Source organism: Croceimicrobium hydrocarbonivorans (assembly GCF_014524565.1).
Taxonomy (GTDB): domain Bacteria; phylum Bacteroidota; class Bacteroidia; order Flavobacteriales; family Schleiferiaceae; genus Croceimicrobium; species Croceimicrobium hydrocarbonivorans.
Window position 1 is genome coordinate 1,718,944 of record NZ_CP060139.1, and the last position, 25,162, is coordinate 1,744,105.

Here is a 25,162-nt window from a genome sequence, read left to right on the forward strand (position 1 = left end):
CCCATTAAAGCTTGAGGTCAGGCATTAGAAATTCGGTACTTTTGCGCGAAATTTCAGGTCATGAGTCAACATCTTTCCGAACAGGAAATCCAAAGACGCGAATCGCTGGCCGCCTTAAGGCAGATGGGCATAGAGCCCTATCCTGCTGCACGTTATGAGGCCAGTCATTTTTCAAGCTCCATTCTCGAAGGTTTCGAGAAATCGGAAGAAGCTGAGGAATGGAAACAGATTAAGATTAGCGGGAGGATCATGACTAAACGCATCATGGGAAAGGCTTCTTTCCTAGATGTGATGGATAGCAAAGGCCGTATCCAGGTTTACCTGAACCGCGATGTGCTTTGTCCGGATGAGAATAAAGATCTCTACAATATTGTATTTAAACGTCACCTTGATATTGGTGATTTTATTGGCATCACCGGTAAGGTATTCCGCACCCAAATGGGCGAAATCACCATTGAGGCCGATAGTCTAACGGTATTAAGCAAAAGCCTTAAACCCCTTCCGATCGTTAAAAAAGACGATGAAGGAAATGTTTACGATGCCTTTACCGATCCTGAGCAGCGCTACCGTATGCGCTATGTGGATTTGGTGGTGAATGACAAGGTGAAAGAAACCTTTATTACTCGTACGCGCATTATTAATGCCATGCGAGAATTCTTCAATCGCTTTGACTATTTGGAGGTAGAGACCCCCATTTTACAGCCCATTCCTGGTGGAGCAGCGGCTCGTCCATTTATTACGCATCACAATGCGCTGAATATGCCATTGTACCTGCGAATTGCCAATGAGCTTTATTTGAAGCGCCTGATTGTAGGGGGCTTTGAAGGAGTTTATGAATTTGCGAAGGACTTCCGTAACGAAGGAATGGACCGCACCCACAATCCGGAGTTTACCGTAATGGAAATCTATGTAGCCTATAAAGACTACTTCTGGATGATGGACTTCACCGAGCAAATGCTGGAGCATGTGGTGAAAACCGTGCATAAAGGCAATACTACGGTTAGCCTGGGTGGTAAAGAGATTAGCTTCAAAGCGCCTTTCCCAAGGGTGAGCATGCGTGAGGCTATTTTGGAGCATACCGGCTTTGATATTGACGGTAAGAGTGAGGACGAATTACGTGCAGCTTGCGCCGATTTGGGTATTGAAACCGACCCCAGCATGGGTAAGGGCAAATTGATTGATGAGCTCTTTGGTGAGAAGTGTGAGCCCAATTATATCCAGCCAACCTTTATTACCGACTATCCGGTAGAGATGTCGCCGCTTTGTAAAAAGCACCGCGATAATCCTGAATATACCGAGCGCTTTGAGCTGATGATTAATGGTAAAGAAGTGGCCAATGCCTATTCGGAGCTTAATGATCCTATCGATCAACGCGAACGTTTTGAAGAGCAATTACGCCTAAGTGAGAAAGGAGATGATGAGGCGATGTTTATCGACCAGGACTTTTTACGTGCTCTGGAATATGGTATGCCTCCAACCTCAGGAATGGGAATTGGAATTGATCGTTTAACTATGATGTTAACCGATAATGCCTCTATCCAGGAAGTTCTCTTCTTCCCTCAGATGAAGCCGGAGAAGAAAGCCGAAAAGAAAGTAGAGCTTGCCGATAACGAGAAGGCCATTTTTGAAATCTTGAAAGAGAAAGAAGAAATGGACTTAGACGAATTAAAATCAGCAGTAGGCCTATCCAATAAACAATGGGACAAAGGCTTAAAAGGATTAGCCAAGCATGGATTAACAGAAGTAACTAAGACCGATGCCGGACTGCGCATCGCCATTAAGGCTTCTTAATTTCCGCTCTATTCATTGCTTGATTGTTATATTCCCAAAAAGACTATTCTGTAGTTAAAGTTTAGGTTAATCCCCAACAAAGAGCTACAGTCTAAAAGGCTTGAAGTCCCTTACTTTGATTCCATCAAACACCTCTCCTGATGGAATCTGCGGATGAAAGTTATTTAGGGGGTAAAGAACAACACATCTCAGGTGAACTGTAATGGTTCGAGGTGTTTGATATATAAAAGTAAGTACAGGCAGGGATCTTTTTAGGTCCCTGCTTTTTTTGTCCTAACATTACCGATAATCGATATTAATAGGACTTTAAGCTTAGGATTTTTATTCCTGTACTTTTCTTTAATACTTTCGCGCCGTAATTCTCATGCTTTGAAAAGAGCTTTTGGACGGATACTCTTCTTATTAACTGGACTCTCTCTATTGGGCGAGCTCGGTCTGTCCCTTGCCCTGGCTCATTTTAGCGGTTCCGGAAGCACAGTAGAATCTGACTTAATTCTGCTTGAAAAAACCGAATCTAGCTACATTCAAAAGCTGGATAAGGAGAATAGCATTCACGCCTTATTCCAAAGTCTCACCTCGGAAAACGAGTCGGAAGAAGATTTATTAGACTGGAGCCTTTTTGCTTGGCCTCAGCAAATCGAAGATTTCATCTTTGCCATTTCAGAAGAGCATATCAGCCTTCTGGAATGCCCTATTTCATTCAGTAGGGATATTCCTCTCTATTTGCGATTCTGCAGTTTAAAAATTCCATCTGCCAGGATTTAATCATTCTGAAACCGGAGCTCCGGACTCCTTTTGCATTCTGCAAATAAGCACCGGAAGGATTAAGAATTAGCTAATTCTTAGTTCAACCCCATCCATTATTCAATTCAAAAATTCTCAAAATGAGACGAATCATTGGCTTCGGAATCCTGGCCTTAAGCATTTTAAGTGCCTGCGAATCTGAGCATTCTGAAAACCACCATTCTGAAACTGTCTTTACTGCCACCACGGCATTGCGAGTAGACACCGCACTTTCCAAAGAATACGTAAGTCAAATTCACTCCATCCGCCACATCGAATTGCGGGCCCTCGAAAGAGGTTATCTGCAGCACATCTATGTGGATGAGGGTGATCAAGTAAAAGAAGGGCAATTGTTGTTTCGCATTATGCCTAATATCTACAAAGCCGAATTGGAGAAAGCCAAAGCAGAGGCCGAACTCGCGCGCATCGAATACGAGAATACCAAATCTCTGGCCGATCGCGACGTGGTTTCTTCGGCCGAATTAGCCATGGCCAAGGCCCGCTATACCAAAGCCAAAGCGGAGCTTTCATTGGCTGAAACACATATGTCATTCACCGAAATTAAAGCGCCTTTTGGTGGGATTATCGACCGCTTCCACGTTCGAGAAGGTAGCTTAATCGACGAAGGGGAATTGCTAAGCACCCTTTCCGATAACAGTGAAATGTGGGTATACTTTAATGTGCCTGAAGCCGAATATCTCGACTACCAGGAACGCCTGAAAGAAGAGCATATCTTGCCCGTTCAATTACGAATGGCTAATGATCGCATCTTCCAACATGAAGGAAAAGTAAGTGCCATTGAGGCTGACTTCGATAATGAGACTGGGAACATTCCCTTCCGGGCCACCTTCGCCAATCCCAGTGGATTGCTGCGCCACGGTGAAACCGGGAACATCATTATGCAAGACAAGCTCGAAAGCGCTTTGATTATTCCTCAAAAAGCCACCTTCGAAATTCTCGATAAACACTATGTTTTTGTGATCGACGAAGAGCATGTGGTACATCTGCGTGAGCTAAAAGTAGCACATGAGTTGGAAGACCTCTACCTCATTTCAGGTGGCTTGCTAGAAGGTGAGCACATCTTATTGGAAGGACTCCGAAAAGTGCGTAATGGCGATCATATCAACTTCGAATTGAAGGATCCCAAAGCGGTTTGGAAAGAATTGAAACTGTACGCCGAATAAATTTCAGCCATCATGTTTAAGCAATTCATTCGCCGACCAGTACTGTCGATCAGTATTTCGTTGGTAATCATATTCATGGGAGTGCTGGCCATCCAGTCCCTACCCATTTCTCAGTTCCCCTCCATTGCCCCTCCACGGGTAAATATCTTTATCGCTTATCCCGGTGCCAGTGCAGATGTATTGGTGAAGTCGGTACTTATTCCTCTGGAAAAGTCCATTAACGGTACACCGGGGATGAACTATATGACCTCCGATGCCACGTCGGCTGGTGAGGCCACCATTCAGGTAGTTTTTGATTTGGGCACCGACCCCAACCAGGCGGTAGTAAGTGTTAAAAACCGCATTGAGCAGGTTACCAACCGACTGCCGCCACTGGTGCAAAGGGAAGGTATTATCGTAAGTCGATCCCAACCTAACATGCTGATGTATGTGAACCTCTACAGTGAGGATGAAAGGGCTGATCAAAAATTCCTCTATAACTACGCCAGTGTAAACATCCTCCCCGAGCTGAAACGCTTGAAGGGGGTTGGGCAAGCTAAAATTCTCGGTAGCCGCCAATATGCCATGCGTATCTGGTTAAAACCGGATCGGATGCGAGCCTACAATGTGTCTACCGAAGAAATTATGGAGGCCCTATCGGAACAAAGCGTAATTGGCTCTCCCGGCCGGATTGGTCGAAGCTCAGGTAAAACTTCCCAATCCCTGGAATATGTACTTACCTACCCCGGGCGCTATAATGAGCCAGAGCAATATGAGGATGTAATTATCCGCGCCAATGCCGAGGGCGAAATCCTGCATTTAAAGGACATCGCCGAAGTTGAATTTGGTAGTGAGTTCTACGATATCTATTCCAATCTCGACAACCGCCCTTCTGCGGCTATTACCCTTAAACAAACCTATGGTAGTAATGCCTCTAAGGTTATTGAAGAGGTAAAAGAAAAACTGGAGGAACTCAAGATTGAAAACTTCCCTCCTGGAATGGATTATGAGATTAGCTACGACGTTTCAGGCTTCCTCGATGCCTCCATCGAAAAGGTGCTGCATACCCTGGGCGAAGCTTTCGTTCTGGTAGCTTTTGTGGTATTCCTCTTTCTGGGTGATTGGCGTTCTACCTTAATTCCCACTCTGGCGGTACCCGTATCGCTGATCGGTACCTTCATCTTTATGCAGGCTTTTGGCCTCACGATTAACCTCATCACCCTCTTTGCTTTGGTATTGGCCATTGGTATTGTGGTGGATGATGCAATCGTAGTGGTAGAAGCGGTGCACGCCAAAATGCACGACTTCCCGGAACTGAACCCCTTCCGAGCAGTAAAGCTGGTACTGAATGAGATTAGCGGTGCTGTAATCGCCATTACCCTATTGATGGCCGCGGTATTCGTACCGGTAGCCTTTATGTCGGGTCCGGTAGGTATTTTCTACCGCCAGTTCTCCATCACCATGGCCACGGCAATTATCCTCTCCGGGGTAGTAGCGCTTACCCTAACTCCGGTATTAAGTGCCATGATCTTGAAGAACAATCACGGTAAGGAGCGCAAGATGAATATTCTGGAACGCGGTCTGGATGCCTTTAATAATGCCTTCGATCGCCTTACCGGCAAATACGCTGCCCTACTGAAGAAGATTGTAAACCGTCGCTTGGTAACCTTCGGAATGTTATTGGCCTTCGGGGTAGGAATTATTGGTGTTAGCAATATTCTTCCGGCCGGATTTATCCCTAGTGAAGATCAGGGGATGATCTATGCGATTATCCAAACTCCTCCCGGATCTACATTGGAACGTACTAATGATGTTTCACGCCAATTGCAAGAGATCGCTGAGGAAATTGACGGAATTCAATCGGTTTCAGCTTTGGCCGGATATGAGGTACTTACCGAAGGTCGGGGTTCCAATGCCGGTACCTGTTTGATTAACCTTAAACCCTGGTCGGCCCGGAAACAAAACGTTTGGGAAATCATCGAAGAACTGGAGGTAGAAGCCCATAAAATTCCGGGTGCTACTATCGAATTCTTCCAACCTCCTGCTGTACCAGGCTATGGTGCCGCCGGTGGTTTTGCCCTGCGACTTTTAGATAAAACCAATAGTGGCGACTATAAAGCCTTTGAGAAGGTGAACGATGAGTTTATGGCCAAGCTTTATGAGCGGCCCGAGCTTAGCGGTCTCTTTACCTTCTTCGCCGCCAACTACCCACAATACGAATTGGAAATCGACAACCAGGCTGCCATGCAAAAAGGGGTATCCATCGGTAAGGCCATGGATAACCTGGGAATTTTAATTGGTAGTACCTACGAGCAAGGTTTCATTCGCTTTGGTAGTTTCTACAAGGTTTATGTGCAGGCGGCACCGGAATACCGTCGTTTGCCTGAAGACTTGATGAAGCTTTACGTGAAAAACGATCGAGATGAAATGGTGCCCTATTCTTCCTTTATGAAAGTGAAGAAAACTCAGGGTTTGAATGAGATCACCCGTTTCAATATGTATACCTCATCCGCCATTAACGGTGCTCCTGCCGATGGTTACAGTAGTGGTGAGGCCATTGCCGCCATTCAAGAAGTGGCTAAAGAGCTACCACGCGGATTTGATATCGACTGGATTGGTTTATCCCGCGATGAGGTAAAAAGGGGTAATGAAGCACTGTACATCTTCCTGGTGGTACTCGGTTTCGTGTACTTAGTACTGGCTGCTCAGTACGAGAGCTTTATCCTGCCATTAGCAGTAATCTTCTCTTTACCGGCCGGGGTGTTTGGCTCCTTCCTCTTACTTAAAACCTTAGGATTGGCCAATGATATCTACGCGCAGGTGGGATTGGTAATGCTGGTAGGTCTCTTGGGTAAAAACGCGGTTCTGATCGTAGAATTTGCGGTACAGAAAAACCAGCAAGGCTTTAGCGTATTAGAAGCGGCTATTGAAGGAGCGAGAGTTCGTTTCCGACCTATTCTTATGACCTCCTTTGCCTTTATCGCAGGTTTGATTCCTCTGGTTATGGCCCATGGACCTGGTGCTGTTGGTAACCGTACCATTGGTGCTTCGGCTCTGGGCGGTATGTTGTTCGGTACCCTCTTCGGGGTGATTATCGTACCGGGTCTCTACTACATATTTGGTAGTCTGGCCGAAGGTAAAAGCCTGATTAAGGATGAAGATAACCGTCCTTATACCGAGAGTTATGCGATTGAAACGGATGAATCAGAATCTTAAGCCCTAAGAATTAAGATCATGAAAAATACAGCAAAACGAATCCTAGTTCTCAGCTTACCGGCTCTACTGCTTTTTAGCTGTGCCCCCGTGCATGAGCTAAAAGAAGAGAACCGGACAGTACCTGAAAATTTTCAGGCTGAGACCGATACCCTGAACAGCGCCCAAATTGCCTGGCGCGAATTTTTCCAGGATAGCAATTTGGTAGCTCTGATTGATACCGCTTTAAAGTACAATCAGGAATTCAATATCAATCTCCAGGAAATGGCGCGCCGCAATAACGAAATCCTGGCCCGTAAGGGGGAATACCTTCCCTTTGCTGGCGTGCAGGCCGGAGCCGGAGTAGACAAAACCGCTCGTTATACCCCACTGGGGGCGAATGAGGCAACTACTGATATTGCTCCCGGACGTGCTATGCCGGATCCGGTGCCCGATTTACTTTTCGGGGCCACCGCCTCTTGGGAAATTGATATCTGGCACAAATTGCATGATGCAAAAGATGCCGCCGTGGCCGAATATATGGCTAGCATCGAAGGGCGTCACTTTATGCAAACTGAGCTTATCGCTGAAATCGCCTCTAGCTATTATGAGTTATTGGCATTGGATAATCAGCTTAAAATTCTGGATCGCAACATCGCCCTGCAGAATAATGCTCTGGAAATTGTGAAGCTTCAGAAAATCGCCTCCAAAGTGAATGAGTTGGCAGTACGCCGATTTGAAGCTCAGGTACTCCGCACTAAGAGCCTGCGCTTTGGCGTGCTTCAGCAAATTCGGGAAACCGAAAACAAATTGCACTTCCTCTTAGGTTCCTACCCCGGACCGATCCGACGTAGCTCTGAGGAACTCCTCAATATTAAGCCCGCCGAAATTCATTATGGTAAGCCGGTTGACTTATTAGCGAACCGTCCCGATATCCGAGAAGCAGAGAGAGAATTAGAAGCGGCTGAACTACAAGTGAAAGTAGCCAGAGCCCAATTCTATCCTTCCTTAGATCTGAGTGCAGGATTAGGCATGCAGGCTTTTAATGCCAGTTATCTGGTAACCGGTCCGGAGTCTATGCTCTACAATTTGGCTGGCGATTTAAGTGCCCCCCTTATAAACCGAAGAGCACTTAAGGCCTCCTACGCCAATGCATCGGCCACCCAAATTGAAATGGCTTATCGCTATGAAATGCAGTTGCTGCAAGCCTATCTCGAGGTTTCGAACCAGGTTTCGAAGATTACCAATCTCAATGAGAGCCTGAAATTCCAATCACTGGAAGTGGATGCCTTGAACGAATCCATTACCATTTCCAATGATTTGTTTAAATCGGCTCGCGCTGATTATATGGAGGTATTAATGACCCAACGCGATGCGCTGGAGTCCAAGTTTGAATTAATAGAAACGAAGAAAGAACAATTAATCGCTCAGGTGGTGCTATACCAAACCCTGGGTGGAGGATGGCAATAAGTCATAATTGTTTGGATGGGGGACCCCGGGAGCTGAGCCATTGGTATCTTCCGGGGTTTTTCACTTTCTTGGCGAAGATTTGCAGAGGACCGAAATCATACCCAAAATTGCAGGCCTATTCCTGGTCTTTTTACTGCTGTTTCACATCGGTGGGAATGGTCTTTTTTTCCAAATTCAGCGCCAGCAAATCCGCAGAGCGGTTAAGACTCGGATAAAAACCGGAGTTCCGCAAAAGGAACTGCATGCCCTTAAAATCAACAACGAAAATACCCGAGAATTTCACTGGGTAAACGACCATGAACTGCGTTATAATGGCAGCATGTACGATGTTGTACGCGAAGAAAATCGCCCCTCAGAACGCATCCTTTGGTGTATCGAAGACCGTGAAGAAGAAGCGCTCTTTGTACAGCTCGACCAAATCTGTCGCCTGCAATACCATTCTGGGCCCGCCAAAGAGGAACGTCAAATGGCCCAATTAATGCTCAGCGACCTCTTTTTAATCTTCTCAGGCGAAAGCCTCAATTATCAACTGGATTCTAAGCTCCACCCATCTTTGCCTGGAGCTTTTCCCTTATTGGAGAAATACTTAGGAGTCGAAACTCCACCTCCCGAATTTCCGGCCTAAATATCCGCCTTAACGCGAATCTGTTTCCGTTTTTCCAATAATCGCCCTTGGAAAAGGGCAAGGCTTGCTATGGCTATATGCCTGCGAGTCTTAAAAAATGAATCAATGAAACGATTATTATTAATTGTGTTGATGCTCAGTCCTATTTTGAGCTTCGCACAGAATGTCCGTGGCCGCATCAGCGACGCGGAAAATCGCCAGCCCCTAGCCGGAGTGCTGGTAAGCAATGCCGAAGGTCAAGAGGTACGCAGTGATATAGAAGGTCTCTTTAGCCTAAACTGCAGTGCTGAAATTCGCATCAGCCATCCTGACTTTATCACACAAACCGTAGAAATTGATGATTGCAATCAATTTTACGAAATAGCCCTTTTAGCCTCTAATGAAGAACTACCCATGGTAGAGGTTAGTGCGCCACGCAAGGCCAGCTATCAGGAAAGTCAGGCGGTGCAAAACCTCGATCCCCGTGAATTACAAATGGGCAAAGGCCTTTTTATGGACGAAGCCATTAATACCCATGTTCCAGGTGTTAATATGTGGCGTCGTACAGTATCCGGGGGCCAACAATTCAATATTCGAGGTTATGGAAATGGTGTTGGTTTCCGTGGTGCCAGCAATAACTTCAATACTCAGGGAACCAAGGTTTATTTAAATGGTATTCCCCTTACAGACGCAGAAGGTTTAACCGTTTTGGATGATATTGACTTCGCCAGCATCAGTGCGGTGAATATCCAAAAAGGACCGGCCGGCTCTAAATATGGTTTTGCCATTGCCGGAGCCATTAATCTGAGCATTCTTCCCGCCAAGGAAGGCGAAAGCTATGTACAGCAAAGTGCTACCATTGGTGACTTTGGTTTACAACGCTATACCACTACCATTGCCCGAGGTACCGAAAATGGCTCCTGGCTTTTAAACTATGGTCATCAAAAAGCGGATGGTTATATGGAGCATACTGCTTCTCGCAAGGACTTTGTGAATTTGGTTGGCTCCTTCCGAATTTCGGCAAAACAAAGAGTAGAAACTTATTTCGGATATAGCGATAGTTATGATGAAAGAGGTGGAGAACTCACCATCGCGCAGTTTGAAGCGGGAGACAATACCGGAAACGCCCGTTATATCAAGAATAACGCGCACAGCAAGGTAGAACGCCTTCGCTTCGGCCTTAGCAATCACTATCAATTCAACAGCCACTGGAATAACCAAACTACCGTATTTGGATCCGGAGCTAGCAGCACCTCGAGTTCTGCCGGTGGTTGGAATGATGAGCAGCCTATCAATTTCGGACTGCGCAGTGATTTTGGCAGCTCTTTTAAACTGGCCGAAGACTATCTGCTTTCCGGACATACCGGTATTGAAATTCAGTTTCAGCGCAACCATGCCTTAAGTCATAGTATGATTGAGGACAGCCTTTATCCCTCAGGCTATAATATCGTGGGACCATTAAAGAGCAACCAATTTGTTCGCAATCAAAATCAGGTGTACTTCAGTCAATGGGAATTGCAAATGCCCCATGACTGGTCTTTCGAAGCCGGCATCAGCTTAAGCTCCTTAAGCATTGACCTCGAAAATCGCATGTACCAAAATGGCAATGATTTGGATCCGCGCTATCAGATAGATTATAAAAATTACTGGTCGCCCCATATTGCTCTGCGTAAAAGCTTTGCTAAAAAATGGAGCCTCTTTGCCTCTTATAATCGTTCCTATAAAACACCCTTAAGCGGGAATATTATAATCGGCGCAACCGGTGAACTGAATACCGATCTGGTACCCGAAAGTGGCAGTCAAATTGAAATTGGCGCCCAGGGGAATTTGCTTAATGGCCGACTCAATTTCCAGATTGCAGCCTTTAGTACCCAATTCCGTAATAAGATGACCTCTGTTGCAGTACCATTGGATAGTGTTACCACCGCGTATACTTATTTGATTAATGCTGGTGGGCAGGATAATCAAGGACTGGAAGCCAGCCTGCGCTATGAGATAATCGGCTCTAAAAACCGCATCTTTAAGCATGTACAGCCCTGGGCCAATGTTACCGCCAATGATTTCGTTTACCGCGATTTCTATTATGAAGGGGTACCCCGTGGTGCCAGTCAGGCAGTGACCGAAGTATACGATGGTCAGGCAGTAGCCGGCGTAAGTCCCTTAAGTTATAATGCGGGGATTGACGTTCAAGGTACTGCCGGTTGGTATACCAAACTAAGTCTTCGCCATCAAGGTGCTATGAATATTACTTCGGATGGCGCCAATAAAACTGAGGCTTTTGATGTGCTCAATTTAAAGGCGGGCTATAAGATTGCCTTAGCAGCAGGCTTTAATCTGCATGTCTTTGCGGGCTTAAATAATATGCTCAGCAGCCGCTATTACTATATGGTTTTTGTAAACCAATTAGCGGATGCCTACTTACCCGCTCCGGATCGCTTAAACAGCTATGGAGGGATTGAGTTACGCTACAATTTCTAAAATGGAAAGGGCCCCGAAATGGGGCCCTTTTTTTTATCCTTCAAAACCGATTCGCTTATGCGTGCCGTCGCAGAAAGGCTTATTGGCTGATCCGCCACAGCGACATAAAACGGGATTCTTTTCTATGGAACTACTGCCATCGGCATGGCTAAACATAATGCTACCTTGTACCATAATGGGGCCATTGGGAATAACCTTGGCTTTCAAATCTCCATCTTCTATAGATAGGCCCTTCTCCTGACCCACATAAGTGAGGGCTCCGGAGGGACATTGCTCTATTTGATGGCGAATTTTTTCTCCTTCCGCTCCATCGGGATCTACCCAGGGTCTTTGCCCATAGCGAAATACTTCGGGTAAATTTCGCCAGCAGCGCTCGGAATGTATGCATTTATGGGCCTGCCAGATGATAGTCACCTCCTGACCGGCATATTCTTTCTTAGTGGGTTTCACGCGCATCTTAGCCTGTTTTGTTGCCTCACAACAGCAGGCCTTCCTTTTTGTTCAATTAGCAGTTTTCAAGATCCTCCGCAAATTCGGTATAGGCCAAGCATTGCTTCAGAGCCTCCCAGTTTTCTACGAAGTCTCCGATATGATCAGCGCTGATGCGCTTTAAACGATTTTCAGGCTTAAAGAGGCGAACCCCCAAATAATGGTACAAACGATCCACTAATTTAAATCGGTCGGAGGCCTTCATTAAATCCTTCTCATAGGAAACCTTGAAGTAATTCAGTCCTTCCAAGCATCTCTCTTCATACTGCTCCAGCTCCTTACCCGCACGAAGTTCAGTCATAAAAGCGGGGATGTCCACTCTCATTTTAGGGCGACTTTTTAAACTTTGGGTTTCATGCCATGACATCCGAAATCGGGCGTAATGCTTGGATAAGGTTTGGCGCACCAAATTATCCCGAGTAAGGTAAATCAATTTATAGCCCTGCTTCTCCACCAAATATTTTAAGAAATCCCGACCATCTTCCTGGCCCAGCTTTTCCCGCAATTGATAAGAGAGTAATTTAAATCCATACACCTTACTTCTAAAAACGCGGTTGCGGTGCTTCAAGAACAATTTTGGGAAAAGCACTTTGCGATTGTAAATCTCCTTATCGCAATCAATATCGGTACTCTGATTTAGCAAATCACTTAATAAAGTACTTCCGGTGCGTCCTCTGCCAAATAAAACAAAGCGCTCTGTATGCGTGGTTTTAGGATAGGCTTTCGCCCGATAAGCCGCCATTGCTTCACGGAGGTACCCCCCTAGTGACTGGTTTAAAAGTGGGATTAAGCTTGCCATAATCTTCGAATTTTCCCGAAAAGTAGAATCTGAGCTTAGGCTGCACATAAATCTTCGTTAGACCGTCTTTCTCTCACTGTGAATTACCCCATCGGCCCGATAAAGCAAATTGCTATTTACTGGCTTTCAAAGACCATAATCCCGCTAAACTGTCTTTATTTTGCCAAAAATTTCCCTTTTGCAGCTCTATCCACCTGATCTGGCCCAAGCTTTAGACTTTCCTTTTATACAGCGAGAGCTAGCTCGTTATTGTTCCAGTCGCAAAGCCAAAGACCTAGCCCTGGCCTTGAAGCCCGAGCCACAGGCCGATTTACTCGCGCAAAAGATTGCGGAAAGTGATCAAATACTGTCCTTATTATTGAGCGACGAGAGCTTTCCCAGTGCGGAACATCCTGATTTAAGTGAGTTTCTAAGTAAATTAAAGGTTAGAGGTCACGCTTTACGCGAAGAGCAATTTGCGGATATCCGCAGCTTGGCGATTAATTACCGCCATATACACCAGTTTGTTGCCAATAAACAAGAACGTTTGCCGGCAATTTGGGCACCCCTGGAATATTTGCTTCCCGAAAAATTTGTGATTGAGGCGATTGATAAAGTCCTGGATGAAAGGGCTCAGGTACGCTCCTCGGCCTCAGCCGAATTAAGCCATATCCGCCGCGAGCTTACCCGAAAAAGAGCTTCTGCCGATCGCATCTTTAACCGCATTTTAAAGAAATACCGGGACAAAGGTTATATCGCCGATTTCGATGAAAGCGTATCCGAATCGCGCAGGGTATTGGCCATTGTTGCTTCTTATAAAGGACAAATTCAAGGGATCTTACACGGCAGCTCCAGCAAACACAGCATCGCCTACATTGAACCGGGAGAAACGGTAGAAATCAATAATGAGATTTCGGAACTTCTGGAAGCAGAAAAGGAAGAGATCAAACGCATTTTAAGGCAATTAAGCACCGACCTTAGCCCCTATCACGATTATTTAGATGCGGTTTGTAAAACTCTGGTATGGTTGGATCTTAGTCGGGCCAAAGCCATTTTCGCCTACCAACAAGAAGCCTGTTATCCCGAAATTTTATCTGAAAAGAAAATCTTCCTCAAGGATGCCTATAATCCGGTATTAAGACATTTCAATAAAGAGAAAAATAAAAGCACGGTTCCCCTTGATTTGACGCTCGATGCGGAGCAACGGATCCTGGTAATTAGCGGACCTAATGCTGGCGGAAAGTCCCTATCCTTAAAAACAGTCGGCCTTTTACAAATCATGTTGCAAAGTGGATTGGCAATTCCAGTGCACCCCGACAGCCAATTTTGCCTCTTTGATCAATTGCTGGGCGACATCGGCGATGCCCAGAGTATCGAGAATGAACTGAGCACCTATAGCTCCAAGCTGCAAAAGATGGATCACTTCCTCACCTATACCGATTCATCCACCTTATTGCTGATAGATGAGTTTGGTAGTGGTTCGGATCCCGAATTGGGTTCGGCTTTAGCTCAGGTATTCCTCGATCGACTCAATGCCTATGGCGCTTACGGTATCATCACCACTCACTTTAATGCGATTAAGGCCTTGGCGGCTGAAATGCCCGGAGTGGTAAACGGCGCCATGCTCTTTGATCAAAAATCTTTCGATCCTCGCTACGAATTGCAAATCGGGCAACCAGGTAGCTCTTATACCTTCGAAGTAGCGCAACGCAGTGGCATTCCCAGTCATTTAATTGATGATGCTCGCGGTCGGGTGCAGCAAAACACCCTGGAAGTAGATAAGTTGTTGGTGCAAATTCAGCAGGATAAGGTGGCGATTGAAAAAGTGCGCAGCGCCCAGGAAAAAGAATTGCAGAAGCTACGCAAGCTGGAAAGGATGCAGCAGGATCGCATTTTGAAATTAGAAGAGAAAGTACAGAAGCATAGCCGCATTAATGAGGAGCAAGATCGCTTGATGTACTGGGGTCAGAGGTTCCAAAAGCTTATTGATAGCTGGATGGATCAAAAAACCCAAAAAGATAAGAAGGCCATTGTAGCTCGCTTCATTGCTATGCTTAACCAGCGCTCTGGCGAAGTGGAAGTGGAAGAGCAAAAAAGTCACCGCAAGGAAGTAAAGCAACATCATAAAGACTTGGACCGCTACCTTCAGGAAGAGGTTAAGATGGGCATGGAGGTGCGCATCCTTGAATCGGGTATCAAGGGCAGCATTTTGGAACAAAAGGGCGACAAATTTCTATTAGCCCTGGGTGGAAATATGACCGCCTTAATGGAACGCAGCAAATTTGTGCGTGCCGATGCACCCTTAGGCCAGAAGCCTCGAAAAAAGCAGAGGCAGAAGAATTTCCGCAAGCCAAATACGGCCAAAGCTGATACCGCCCAAGCTAAGGAGAAGCAAAGCGTTCAAACTGAGGGAAAGAAGAAAAATGCTCCCCAAGCAAAAGGTAGAAAAGCGCAAAATCAAGCAAAGCCCGGATCGAAAAGCGGCGAGCAGTAAACCCTTCGGCGGCAATCCTTACATTTGGGCTCCAAAGAAAACACGCCCATGGAAGAAGTCGTTTCGGATATTCCCTTAATCACCAATGATGCCGTGGTATTTGGCATCCTGATGGCCCTATTACTCTTTATTTTTCGCAGTAGCGAAATGCCGGCCTTCAAGAAGTTTTATGCGGTAATACCCACCCTTTTACTTTGTTATTTCCTTCCATCGGTATTCAGTACCCTGGGAATTATTTCTCCGCAGTGGATCGACGTTACCGCCGCCAAGGCCTTTCTTTTAGAGCAAGGTTATGCGGTTGAAGGCCTAAACAGTTTTAAGGCCTTCAAAAATTTTGTGATAAACCAGGAGATTGACGCGGCCCTGCTAAAACCCTTTATGGGCAAGTCGCAGCTCTACTTTATGGCCTCTCGCTATTTATTACCCGCCAGTTTAATCCTGCTAACCTTGAGCATCGACCTTAAAGAAGTGTTCCGCTTAGGGCCAAAAGCTCTTATCATGTTTGGAACCGGAACTTTAGGGGTTATTATCGGTGGCCCCTTGGCGCTCTTGTTTTTTGGCGCGGTGGCCCCGGATGTCGTAGGAGCTGGCAGCGAAGAAATTTGGCGCGGTATGACCACCATTGCCGGTAGTTGGATTGGAGGTGGTGCGAACCAGGCCGCCATGTTCGAAGTTTTTGGTGAAAATGGCGCTATTTCTGGCAAGATTTATTCGGTGATGATTACCGTAGATGTGATCGTTGCCGAGATCTGGATGTTCTTCCTCCTCTTAGGTGTGGGTAAGTCCGATAAGATTGATAAATTTTTCAAGGCCGACGCCTCAGCCGTTACTACGCTTAAGAATCACATGCAGGAATTTTCGTCCCGCATTTCGCGTATCGCTACAACTATCGACCTTTTTGTGATTTTAGGGATCGCTTTTGGCCTTACCGGACTAGCCCATTTACTCTCTGACATTATCGCACCGGCCATTGCCGAAGCTTCTCCCTTCTTAGCTGAAACCTTTAGCCTGGGAAGTGGCTTTTTCTGGTTAATCGTATTGGCCACCACTGCCGGTATTATCATGTCCTTTACTTCCCTTCGCAATTATGAAGGTGCAGGGGCCTCTAAAGTAGGTTCGGTTTTCATTTACATTCTGGTGGTAACCATCGGTATGAAAATGAATATCATGGGGATATTCGAAAACCCCGGACTCTTCTTGGTAGGGTTAGTATGGATGGCCATTCACGTTGGACTACTCTTTATAGTTGGAAAAATTATTCGAGCCCCCTTCTTCTTCCTGGCGGTAGGCTCCAAAGCCAATATTGGTGGGGCCGCTTCAGCTCCCGTGGTAGCAGCTGCTTTTCACCCATCATTGGCTCCGGTAGGCGTACTGCTGGCGGTATTAGGTTATGCCGTAGGAACCTATGGCGCCTATCTCTGTGGATTATTAATGCAAATGGTTGCTTCTTAAATGAAAAAGACTTGGCTCCTTGGCCTATTGGCCTTTGCCGGCTTCCAGCTTAGTGCTCAAACAGAAGCCGAAACCTTCAGGGAAATTTATTCCCAGGCCTTAACTGAACAACAGGGCTACGAATGGCTGCGAGAGCTTTGCAGCATGGGACCACGCTTTGCGGGTAGTGATCAGGCCACAGCCTCCGTATTACATTTCAAGGCTAAATTAGATTCCATGGGTTTCGAAACCCGCTTGCAAGCAGTGAAAGTACCCCGCTGGGTTCGCGGCCCGCAGGAACAAGCCTGGCTTATTCAGGGCATCGATCAAACAGCTATGGCAGTTACCGCGCTGGGTGGATCAATTGCCACCCCCGCTGGAGGATTACGCGGCAATGTGGTTGAAATCCCTTCCTTCGAAGCCCTAGACAGTTTGGATCTTAAAGGAAAAATTGCCTTTTTCAATATCCAAATGGACCCCAGCTTTATTAGCACGGGCTATGCCTATGGATCAGCTGTAAAGCAACGCTGGGCCGGCGCTATTGAAGCTTCTAAAAAAGGGGCTATTGGAGTAGTAATCCGCTCCCTAAGCAGCAGCATTAATAAATATCCACATACCGGCAGTATGGCTTATGCCGATGAGGTTAAGCGTATTCCTGCTGCCGCCCTAAGTACCTTCGACGCGGAGCTTTTAAGCAAATCTTTGAAAAAGGATCCCGGCTTGCAAATCAAATTGCAGATGGCCTGCGAATGGCAAGATTCCGTTTATTCCTATAACCTTATTGCCGACCTTAAAGGCAGTAGTAAGCCCAATGATGTAATTGTGGTATCCGGCCATATCGACTCATGGGAATTAGGAACTGGAGCTCACGATGATGGCGCTGGGGCTATGCATGCCCTGGAAAGTCTCTACCTTTTAAAAGAGATGGGCTTTAAAACCAAGCGCACCCTTCGCATGGTCTGGTATATGAATGAAGAATTCGGTTTAAATGGCGCCCGTGTTTATGCTAAGGCGGCAAAAAGTGCGAAAGAAAAACATGTGATTGCCATTGAAAGCGATGGCGGTGGCTTTACCCCCAAGGGCTTTAGCATTGATGCCTCGGATGAAATGGTGGAAAAGCTGAAAGCCTACCGCAAATTATTTGAGCCCTATGGAATATACCAGTTCTCTAAAGGCGGCTCGGGGGCCGATATTGGTCAGCTTAAGAACGATGACATTATTTTAATAGGGCTGCGTCCCGACAATCATCGCTATTTCGAAGTGCATCACTCAGCTTTGGATAATATCAACTCAGTTAATGCACGGGAATTTACCATGGGCTCTGCCAGCCTCGCTGCATTAATTTGGTTGATGGATCGCGATGATCTTTGTGTGGGCTGTAAATCCTAGAAGAAAATATTTCTCAAAACCGTGAACCTATTGCCTTAGGCACCGTTATTTACTGTGGTTAAGGTTTGGTTAATTGTTTTGATTTAGTTTGAAACAAGGGGAGGCAATAAGCCTCCCTTTCTCTTTTTAACCTTTCGGTAAAGGCCCTTCGCTCACATTTTCCTAAATTCTCCCAAATATTTGAAAATGAGGGCCATTCCAAATCCTGTATTCCGTAACTACGACGATAAAGTAATTGAAAATCCTCGCGCCTATGTAGCCACTTGGCTTAATAAGCATCCGCGAGGTAAGATTTTCGTGGGCTGCGATTCCAAAGTCAGGGGCCATCAAACCAAATACAGCACCGCCATTTGTATGTGGGACATTGGCCGAGGCGTAAGTGAGATTTACAAGAATGAAGTCGTGAAAACTCCACCCGATCAATATACCCGATTATGGACAGAAGTAGAAAAGGCGGTGGCAGTAGCTTCGGAGCTCAAAGGCCTGACTGCAATAACGGTACACGTTGATATTAACTCGAATCCTCGTTTTCGATCTCATCAATTATATGATGCTTCTATAGGCCTAATTAGTGCTATGGGCTTCGAAGGAGCCGGAAAACCCCATTCCTGGGCAGCAAGTTGTGGTGCGCATCGCCACTGCCAATAATCTACTAACAGAAATTCGAACCTGTTGATAAACCGTTAGTAAAATAGGCGCTTTTTAACTATATAAATTTTTTTACCAAAATAATTTACTGATAAATAACGATTTAAGCTTGTGATTCTAAATCGTACTTTTTACATTAGGCCTCCAATATACGGGGAGACATGGGAATATTTACAAATCACAAATCAGGATCGAAGGCCAGCGACAAAGGCGGCCAAGTGTCTTTGATTAACAATCGTTGCAGCGGACCTAGTATTACCAGCAATCGACGGGTGCTGTTTAAACAGTTCAACTACCAGTTCCGCTTAAAGAAATTTGAACCAATTGCGAGTTAAATAAAGAAAAGGGCCCCTGAATATCAGCGGCCCTTTTTATTTTGATTGAAGCTCCAGCTTAATATGCTGCGAGCTCTTCTAATTTCGCCTGTACCTTTTCTGCATTAGGGATCATTGTGGCTTCCAATGTGCTGTTCAAGGGAATGGCCGGCATATTTTCGGAACCCAGCACCATTACGGGTGCATCCAGGTCACGGAAAGCTTCTTGTTGAATCCATCCTGCCAATCCTTGAGAGAAGCCATTGCGAGAAGGTTCCTCAGTTACGATCAATACCTTACCATGCGCTTTTACACGTTCCAGGATTAGTTCTTCATCCAAAGGATAAAGCGTTCGAAGGTCAAGCACCTCAACTTTATTGTTTAGGGCCTGACGCGCTGCTTTAGCCCAATACACGCCCATTCCATAGGTGACAACTAATAAACTGCTATTATTTGCCATGCTTTCTGCACTGGCTTCATAAGCGATGCGTCCTTTACCAAAGGGTAATACATAATCTGCCGAAGGCTCAACGGTTTTAGCATCTTCAGTTCCCTTCACCTTAGACCAGTACAATCCTTTATGCTCCAACATCACTACCGGATTCGGATCATAATAAGCAGCCTTCATCAAACCTTTTAAATCGGCTCCCGTACTGGGATAGGCAATCTTAATTCCACGGATATTGGTCAACACACTTTCTACTGAGCTAGAGTGGTAAGGACCACCACTTCCATAGGCGCCAATAGGCACACGGATTACCGAGCTTACCGGCCATTTGCCATTGGATAAATAGCTACTGCGACTTACCTCCGTAAAAAGCTGGTTTAAACCGGGCCAGATATAATCTGCAAATTGAACCTCCACAAAAGGCTTAAGGCCAGTAGCACTCATCCCTACCGTAGAACCAATAATAAAGGCTTCTTGTATAGGCGTATTGAATACTCGGTCATCACCGAATTTTTGTGCAAGGGTTGCGGCTTCGCGGAACACACCGCCCAGGCGACCACCAACATCCTGACCATATAATAAGGCCTCTTTATGCTCGGCCATAATTTCTTGAATCGCAAAAAGTGCTGCGTCTACCATCACGGTTTTTTCCTTGCCCTGTGGACTGCGTTCCCCTTTTTCTTCGGTGATGGGGCTGGGGGCAAAATCGTGGGTAAATAAATCTTCGGGACGAGGATCTTCTTGAGCCAGGGCCTCATTATAATCGGCTAAAACACGCTCACCTTCCTCTTTGTAAATAGTATCTAACTCCGCTTCCTCAAGTCCATGCTCCGCAAGCCAGGCACGTAACTTAGGCCAGGGATCACGTAAAGCATGTTCTTCCAAATCATCGCGGTAAAACTCCTTACGCACTCCGGAGGTATGGTGTCCTAATAAAGGCACCTTAGCGTGTACGAGGAATGGTCGACGCTCCTTACGCATCAATTCAATTACCTCTTCCAAGGTAGCGTAAGACTCTTCGAAATTGCTACCATCTATACTGCGAACTTCAATGCCTTTAAATCCCTGAGCGAATTCGGCGGCATTTTGCGCACGAGTTTCCTTGGCATTCGCCGAAATATCCCATTCATTATCCTGCACTAAAAAGAGCAAAGGGAATTGCTTCAAAGCCGCCATCTGCAAAGCTTCGGAAACCTCACCTTCGGTCATGGCTGCATCTCCAATAGAACATACCGCAATAGCCTTTTCATCTCCTTCCGTAAGGCCCATCTTTTCGCGGTACTGAATTCCCATCGCTACCCCAGCGGTAGGAATAGCTTGCATACCGGTAGCCGAAGATTGATGTGGAATCTTAGGTTTATCCGCATCATTTAAACTGGGATGCGAATAATAGGTACGTCCACCACTAAAAGGATCATCGCGCTTCGCCAATAATTGCAACATGCAATCGTAGGGACGCATTCCAATTGACATCAGAATAGAATCGTCGCGGTAATAAGGGGCAACATAATCGTAAGACTGAAGCTGTAAGCCTAAAGCTATCTGAATCGCCTCATGACCGCGAGAAGCCGCGTGTACATATTTAGCTGTGATCGCTTTATTCTCTTCATAGAGCTCTGCCATTTGTTTGGCAGCACTCATCAGGCGGAAAGCCTTTTTTGCAATATCGATAGAAACCAGAGGTGCTTTTTCGGTAGGTGCAGACATGCGTATTTTTTTGCTGCTGCAAATATCGGAAATGCACAGCGAAGGATGGCCCCTCAGCCGAAAGGCTTTATAGGACAGGCTTAAAAAAGAAAAATATCTGCTAAGATGGCCTTATTCGTCTTTGGCTGCAGCGCCAAAATCGTAGCTAAAGCCAATGCTCAATACCTGCTTAAACTGGGAGCGAGGAACACCTAAATCTGGATTATTCTCATCCAAATAGAACTTCACATCATGGTCATAGATGTAGGCCAAAGAAATATTCGCTTTGATAAACTTATTGACCTTAAAGAACATGATCAGCTCGGAGTTGATATCGATTAAGCTTGGGTCTTCCACATAATTGGAGAAGAGATCAATTCGACCTTGCAAATCCACATTCATCCAAAGCTTGCGCTTATAGGTGATATTGGCATAAGCCCCTGCTTCCAAACGGTAACTACTTCCTGGATCAACACCATAGGCTCCTTCATCTGCTAGTCTTTGAACCGTAACGATAGTAGCCTTTGCGGTAATTGGAGACAAGAACATGGTAAAACGCTTATTCGGCTTATTGGTAGCTCCTAAACCAAAAAGAAAATAGCCCGGGGCCATAAAATCCGAAATCTTAACATCGTCACCTATATCTCCGGGGTTTTCGTAACCGGGACGAAACTGAGTACGGAAATTAAGTAAAGCCGAATAGCTCCATTTTTTGCTGTGGAGGTAATCTAAGCGTGATTCGATTTCAATTCGATCGTCGGTTTTATTGAAAATGGTATCCTGAAAGTTAACCCCATAGGCCAAGGTCATGGCATTGCTCCACACCCATTTGCCCTTACCGGTATAATTAGCAAAACCCGTGAAAATGGTATTCCCGGCAATCGAGTTCACACCACCCGCCTGCCAATTGCTGTAGCTGGCTTGGGTAAATTGAATCCCGAAATTTCCTCCTAAATCCCACTTGGTGGTGTCCAGAGCATCTTGCCCCAAACGTTGAATGGAGAGTTTCCGAAACTCCAGAACATCTTTTTCTTTTACCAAAGCATTATTCTGAGCGTGGAGGGACAAGCTCAAGAGGCTGATAATAAGGAGGGCGGCCTTTGGCATTAGTGCAATTTTTTGCAAAATTATTATTTCTTCTTAAAGGCATTGATGGCATTGCGGGTAAATTCTGATAAAACCAATTCACCGCTAATCGCCGCACGATCTGCTAATAGCTGATCCCAGTTTTCGCATCCTTGCCAGAAAACCTCTTTCAACTGACGCATCGCTTCGGGGTTAAAGCCTTTTAAACGTTCTATTAATTCGGCCATTGCCTGATCCATCTCGGCCACTGTATCATGTAAATGATAATAGAGCCCTTTTTGATGGGCCCATTGTGCATCGCGCCATTCGGTAGCATTAATTGCTAATTCACTCATAGCGCTTAAGCCCACTTTGCGTTCTACCGCTGGTCCAACTACAAAAGGCCCGATACCAACTGCCAGCTCTGATAATTTTACCGAAGCAAATTTTGTGGCAAAACAGTAATCTACCGCCGAGGCCAAGCCTACCGCTCCACCCACAGCCTTGCCATGCACGCGACCTACAATAAACTTGGGGCATTTGCGCATGGCATTAATCACATTGGCAAAGCCACTGAAGAACTTCTTGCCTTGATCTAAATCCTGAATGGAAATCAATTCATCGAAAGAGGCACCCGCGCAAAAAGCACGCTCACCTGCAGAACGCAATACAATTACTTTCACGGTATCATTCGTACCGGCCTCAGTAATGGCCGCCGCCAATTCTGATAAAAGTTTGCTGGGCAGCGAATTGCTCATTGGGTGAAAAAACTCAATGCTCGCTACACCTTCTTCAATGCTGGTTTGAATGTATCCTTGTTGTAATGCGTCCGACATAGTTCAAATTTTGCCGCAAAGGTAAAGCGCTTAGCGCGAATGCCGAAGATGATTTACATTTTCAGCCCGAATAGATATTTGCCCTTAACCTCTGGCTAACCTTAGTTTAGTTCCTTTGATCTATGAAAAAAGTGCTTTTTTACTTTTCCGTGCTCTGCTTTGGATCGATGCAAGCCCAGGAAAACTGTTCTACTGATTTTAACTTTTCGGTAGATACCACTAAGGCGGCTCAGCCCTTTAATCACCTGGCTTTTCAGAATGATCCTTGTCGTTTTCAATTTGCGATTGTAACCGATCGTACTGGCGGTCATCGTCCCGGAGTTTTTATGGATGGGGTAAATAAGCTCAACCTAATGCAGCCCGAATTTGTGATGAGCGTTGGCGACCTCATCGAAGGCTATACCCTGGATACCATCGAGCTGGCCCGCCAATGGAATGAGTTCAATTCTTTTGTGGGTCATCTGCAAATGCCTTTCTTCTATGTGCCGGGTAACCACGATATCACCAATGCGGTAATGGAGAAAGAGTGGCTTTCGCGCTTTGGATCTACTTATTACCACTTCACCTATAAAGATGTTTTATTCCTCTGCCTCAATTCCGAGGACCAACAAAGAGGAGCCGGACATGGCACTATTTCCGATGCCCAATTTGAATATGCCGCCAAAGTTTTGAAGGATAATCCCGATGTGCGCTGGACTTTGATCTTCATGCATCAGCCCCTTTGGCATCAGAGAAATACAGTACGTTGGCAAGAGCTGGAAGCCCTTTTAGGCGATCGCAATCATACTGTTTATGCCGGGCATGAGCATCGCTATGTGAAGGAAAAGCGCAATAATGGCAAGTACTTTACCCTGGCTACTACCGGTGGAGGATCAGGCCTGCGCGGACCTAAATTGGGGGAGTTCGATCATATGATGTGGGTGACCATGACCGATCAAGGCCCCATTATGGCCAATTTGGCTTTGGATGGTATTTGGACCGAAGATGTGGTTACCCAAGACACCAAAAATCTAATTGAGAAATTTAGTGCCCATTCACCCATCGAAATTGAACCTCTCTTTTTTGAAGGTGAGCGTTTTGAATCAGGCAGTCTAGGCCTGAAGATCACCAATGATGAAAATGTTCCGATGCGCTTGAATTTCCGCACCCAGAACAGTCCTAACTTGGCGCTCTTTGCAGATAGCAGCCAAATTTCGGTCGCCCCGAATAGCGTGGCTTTCATGAATCTTAAGCTCCTCTCCCAAGAGGGAGACTCCTTAATTCCCGCCCAATTGTTTGCCGATTTAGAACTGGGCGCTGAAGGCGAGCCCGCCCATATCTCCTACCCCTATGTTTACAGGATTAAGCCCCTGCGAAAAAGAGCCTTGAAACAATGTTCCCAAAAGCCTAAAGTGGATGGCTCCACCCAAGAGTGGGGTGCCATGAGCTATGCTTTCGAACGCAATGCCGGTACAGTAAAAGTAGAATTCGACCTGGCTTATGATGAGCAATACGTTTACGTTGCAGCGCGAGTTACAGACGACACCATTCAATCTTATGGCGGTGGAGCTACCTGGCAGCAAGACAATTTAAGCTTTGTGGCCAATGCTGAAAAGATGGGACGCAGTGCGGTAAGTGTAGGTCATGATTGGTATGCCCAAGACTTCGTTCAGCAGCTTAGCCCGGCGAATGATACCACGCCTTCCGTGGCCTATCGCAATAATCTCCCCAAAGGCACAAAAATGATTTGTCGCCAAACCGACTATGGTTATGAAGGTGAGCTAGCCCTGCCCATTTCCTATATCCAAAGCTTCCAAGGTGAAAACTGGCAATACCTACGCTTGAATGTGGGGATTGATGATAAAGATGGTGGGGAGGTTGTCCGCTATAGTTGGCTTCCTATCTGGCGAAACGCCGACAACTATGTGGGATCGGGGTATTTCTTTAGGGTGGAGGAGAAAAGGTAATAAAGCTTTATAGGGTTGCTTCACCGCCCGCTCCTTCGTCGCTCGAGACTCGGTGGGCGCAGAGGTACACAGAGGGGTTTTGCTGTTGATTGATCTTTTCACCGCCCGCTTCGCTAATGGTGCAAAGAAGCTCCTGCCTGCCGGTAGGCGGGAAGGG

Annotated in this window: 17 protein-coding genes; 12 read left to right on the plus strand and 5 right to left on the minus strand. The window is 46.0% G+C overall.

What is annotated here, in order from left to right; translation table 11 throughout:
* Nucleotides 1-60 precede the first annotated feature (60 nt).
* The 7 genes from lysS to H4K34_RS07865 all read left to right on the plus strand — a co-directional run bounded on the left by lysS (nt 61) and on the right by H4K34_RS07865 (nt 11,481).
* On the plus strand, nt 61-1,791 hold the full coding sequence (lysS, locus tag H4K34_RS07835) for a lysine--tRNA ligase (RefSeq protein WP_210760266.1): 1,731 nt from the start codon (nt 61-63) through the stop codon (nt 1,789-1,791).
* A 369-nt stretch (nt 1,792-2,160) separates the two neighbouring features.
* Complete coding sequence (locus H4K34_RS07840; RefSeq protein WP_210760267.1) at nt 2,161-2,556, plus strand: hypothetical protein; 396 nt, start codon at nt 2,161-2,163, stop codon at nt 2,554-2,556.
* Between the two features lie 119 nt (nt 2,557-2,675).
* The gene (locus H4K34_RS07845; protein ID WP_210760268.1) at nt 2,676-3,758 is read left to right on the plus strand and encodes an efflux RND transporter periplasmic adaptor subunit; all 1,083 of its coding nucleotides are present in this window, start codon (nt 2,676-2,678) and stop codon (nt 3,756-3,758) included.
* 12 nt (nt 3,759-3,770) lie between these two features.
* Complete coding sequence (locus H4K34_RS07850) at nt 3,771-6,953, plus strand: efflux RND transporter permease subunit (RefSeq protein ID WP_210760269.1); 3,183 nt, start codon at nt 3,771-3,773, stop codon at nt 6,951-6,953.
* Nucleotides 6,954-6,971: 18 nt separating this feature from the next.
* A complete protein-coding gene (locus tag H4K34_RS07855) occupies nt 6,972-8,399 on the plus strand; it encodes a TolC family protein (protein ID WP_210760270.1) in 1,428 nt (475 codons plus the stop codon).
* Between the two features lie 79 nt (nt 8,400-8,478).
* Nucleotides 8,479-9,024, plus strand: coding sequence for a hypothetical protein (locus tag H4K34_RS07860; RefSeq protein ID WP_210760271.1), 546 nt, complete (start codon nt 8,479-8,481; stop codon nt 9,022-9,024).
* A gap of 105 nt (nt 9,025-9,129) precedes the next feature.
* Entirely contained in the window at nt 9,130-11,481 is a 2,352-nt protein-coding gene (locus tag H4K34_RS07865) for a TonB-dependent receptor (protein ID WP_210760272.1), read from the plus strand.
* Nucleotides 11,482-11,514: 33 nt separating this feature from the next.
* Here H4K34_RS07865 and H4K34_RS07870 read toward each other — a convergent pair whose 3' ends face one another.
* Both H4K34_RS07870 and H4K34_RS07875 read right to left on the minus strand, forming a co-directional pair.
* Nucleotides 11,515-11,937 (minus strand): (4Fe-4S)-binding protein, encoded by a 423-nt coding sequence (locus tag H4K34_RS07870; protein ID WP_210760273.1) that lies wholly within the window; start codon nt 11,935-11,937, stop codon nt 11,515-11,517.
* 49 nt (nt 11,938-11,986) lie between these two features.
* Complete coding sequence (locus tag H4K34_RS07875; RefSeq protein ID WP_210760274.1) at nt 11,987-12,769, minus strand: hypothetical protein; 783 nt, start codon at nt 12,767-12,769, stop codon at nt 11,987-11,989.
* Between the two features lie 160 nt (nt 12,770-12,929).
* Between H4K34_RS07875 and H4K34_RS07880 the strand changes: the two genes are divergently transcribed.
* From H4K34_RS07880 to H4K34_RS07895, 4 genes are all read left to right on the plus strand, one after another.
* Entirely contained in the window at nt 12,930-15,242 is a 2,313-nt protein-coding gene (locus tag H4K34_RS07880) for an endonuclease MutS2 (RefSeq protein WP_210760275.1), read from the plus strand.
* A 48-nt stretch (nt 15,243-15,290) separates the two neighbouring features.
* On the plus strand, nt 15,291-16,694 hold the full coding sequence (locus H4K34_RS07885; protein ID WP_210760276.1) for a DUF819 family protein: 1,404 nt from the start codon (nt 15,291-15,293) through the stop codon (nt 16,692-16,694).
* Nucleotides 16,695-18,062 (plus strand): M28 family peptidase, encoded by a 1,368-nt coding sequence (locus tag H4K34_RS07890; RefSeq protein WP_210760277.1) that lies wholly within the window; start codon nt 16,695-16,697, stop codon nt 18,060-18,062. It abuts the gene before it with no gap.
* 186 nt (nt 18,063-18,248) lie between these two features.
* Entirely contained in the window at nt 18,249-18,710 is a 462-nt protein-coding gene (locus H4K34_RS07895) for a ribonuclease H-like YkuK family protein (RefSeq protein WP_210760278.1), read from the plus strand.
* Nucleotides 18,711-19,103: 393 nt separating this feature from the next.
* On the opposite strand, the gene H4K34_RS07900 is transcribed toward H4K34_RS07895, so the two are convergent.
* The 3 genes from H4K34_RS07900 to H4K34_RS07910 all read right to left on the minus strand — a co-directional run bounded on the left by H4K34_RS07900 (nt 19,104) and on the right by H4K34_RS07910 (nt 23,059).
* On the minus strand, nt 19,104-21,179 hold the full coding sequence (locus tag H4K34_RS07900; protein ID WP_210760279.1) for an alpha-ketoacid dehydrogenase subunit alpha/beta: 2,076 nt from the start codon (nt 21,177-21,179) through the stop codon (nt 19,104-19,106).
* 111 nt (nt 21,180-21,290) lie between these two features.
* Nucleotides 21,291-22,265 carry a DUF3078 domain-containing protein gene (locus tag H4K34_RS07905; RefSeq protein WP_210760280.1) on the minus strand — a complete coding sequence of 325 codons (975 nt, stop codon included), beginning with the start codon at nt 22,263-22,265 and terminating at the stop codon, nt 21,291-21,293.
* A 23-nt stretch (nt 22,266-22,288) separates the two neighbouring features.
* The gene (locus tag H4K34_RS07910) at nt 22,289-23,059 is read right to left on the minus strand and encodes an enoyl-CoA hydratase/isomerase family protein (RefSeq protein WP_210760281.1); all 771 of its coding nucleotides are present in this window, start codon (nt 23,057-23,059) and stop codon (nt 22,289-22,291) included.
* A gap of 122 nt (nt 23,060-23,181) precedes the next feature.
* Between H4K34_RS07910 and H4K34_RS07915 the strand changes: the two genes are divergently transcribed.
* Nucleotides 23,182-25,005 carry a metallophosphoesterase gene (locus H4K34_RS07915; protein WP_210760282.1) on the plus strand — a complete coding sequence of 608 codons (1,824 nt, stop codon included), beginning with the start codon at nt 23,182-23,184 and terminating at the stop codon, nt 25,003-25,005.
* Nucleotides 25,006-25,162 lie beyond the last annotated feature (157 nt).

What these genes read in the sequence shown, in the direction of transcription:
- lysS (WP_210760266.1), top strand. Translation starts at nt 61, where the DNA reads ATGAGTCAACATCTTTCCGAACAGGAAATCCAAAGACGCGAATCGCTG.
- H4K34_RS07845 (WP_210760268.1), top strand. Translation starts at nt 2,676, where the DNA reads ATGAGACGAATCATTGGCTTCGGAATCCTGGCCTTAAGCATTTTAAGT.
- H4K34_RS07850 (WP_210760269.1), top strand. Translation starts at nt 3,771, where the DNA reads ATGTTTAAGCAATTCATTCGCCGACCAGTACTGTCGATCAGTATTTCG.
- H4K34_RS07855 (WP_210760270.1), top strand. Translation starts at nt 6,972, where the DNA reads ATGAAAAATACAGCAAAACGAATCCTAGTTCTCAGCTTACCGGCTCTA.
- H4K34_RS07865 (WP_210760272.1), top strand. Translation starts at nt 9,130, where the DNA reads ATGAAACGATTATTATTAATTGTGTTGATGCTCAGTCCTATTTTGAGC.
- H4K34_RS07870 (WP_210760273.1), bottom strand. Translation starts at nt 11,937, where the DNA reads ATGCGCGTGAAACCCACTAAGAAAGAATATGCCGGTCAGGAGGTGACT.
- H4K34_RS07875 (WP_210760274.1), bottom strand. Translation starts at nt 12,769, where the DNA reads ATGGCAAGCTTAATCCCACTTTTAAACCAGTCACTAGGGGGGTACCTC.
- H4K34_RS07885 (WP_210760276.1), top strand. Translation starts at nt 15,291, where the DNA reads ATGGAAGAAGTCGTTTCGGATATTCCCTTAATCACCAATGATGCCGTG.
- H4K34_RS07890 (WP_210760277.1), top strand. Translation starts at nt 16,695, where the DNA reads ATGAAAAAGACTTGGCTCCTTGGCCTATTGGCCTTTGCCGGCTTCCAG.
- H4K34_RS07895 (WP_210760278.1), top strand. Translation starts at nt 18,249, where the DNA reads ATGAGGGCCATTCCAAATCCTGTATTCCGTAACTACGACGATAAAGTA.
- H4K34_RS07900 (WP_210760279.1), bottom strand. Translation starts at nt 21,179, where the DNA reads ATGTCTGCACCTACCGAAAAAGCACCTCTGGTTTCTATCGATATTGCA.
- H4K34_RS07905 (WP_210760280.1), bottom strand. Translation starts at nt 22,265, where the DNA reads ATGCCAAAGGCCGCCCTCCTTATTATCAGCCTCTTGAGCTTGTCCCTC.
- H4K34_RS07910 (WP_210760281.1), bottom strand. Translation starts at nt 23,059, where the DNA reads ATGTCGGACGCATTACAACAAGGATACATTCAAACCAGCATTGAAGAA.
- H4K34_RS07915 (WP_210760282.1), top strand. Translation starts at nt 23,182, where the DNA reads ATGAAAAAAGTGCTTTTTTACTTTTCCGTGCTCTGCTTTGGATCGATG.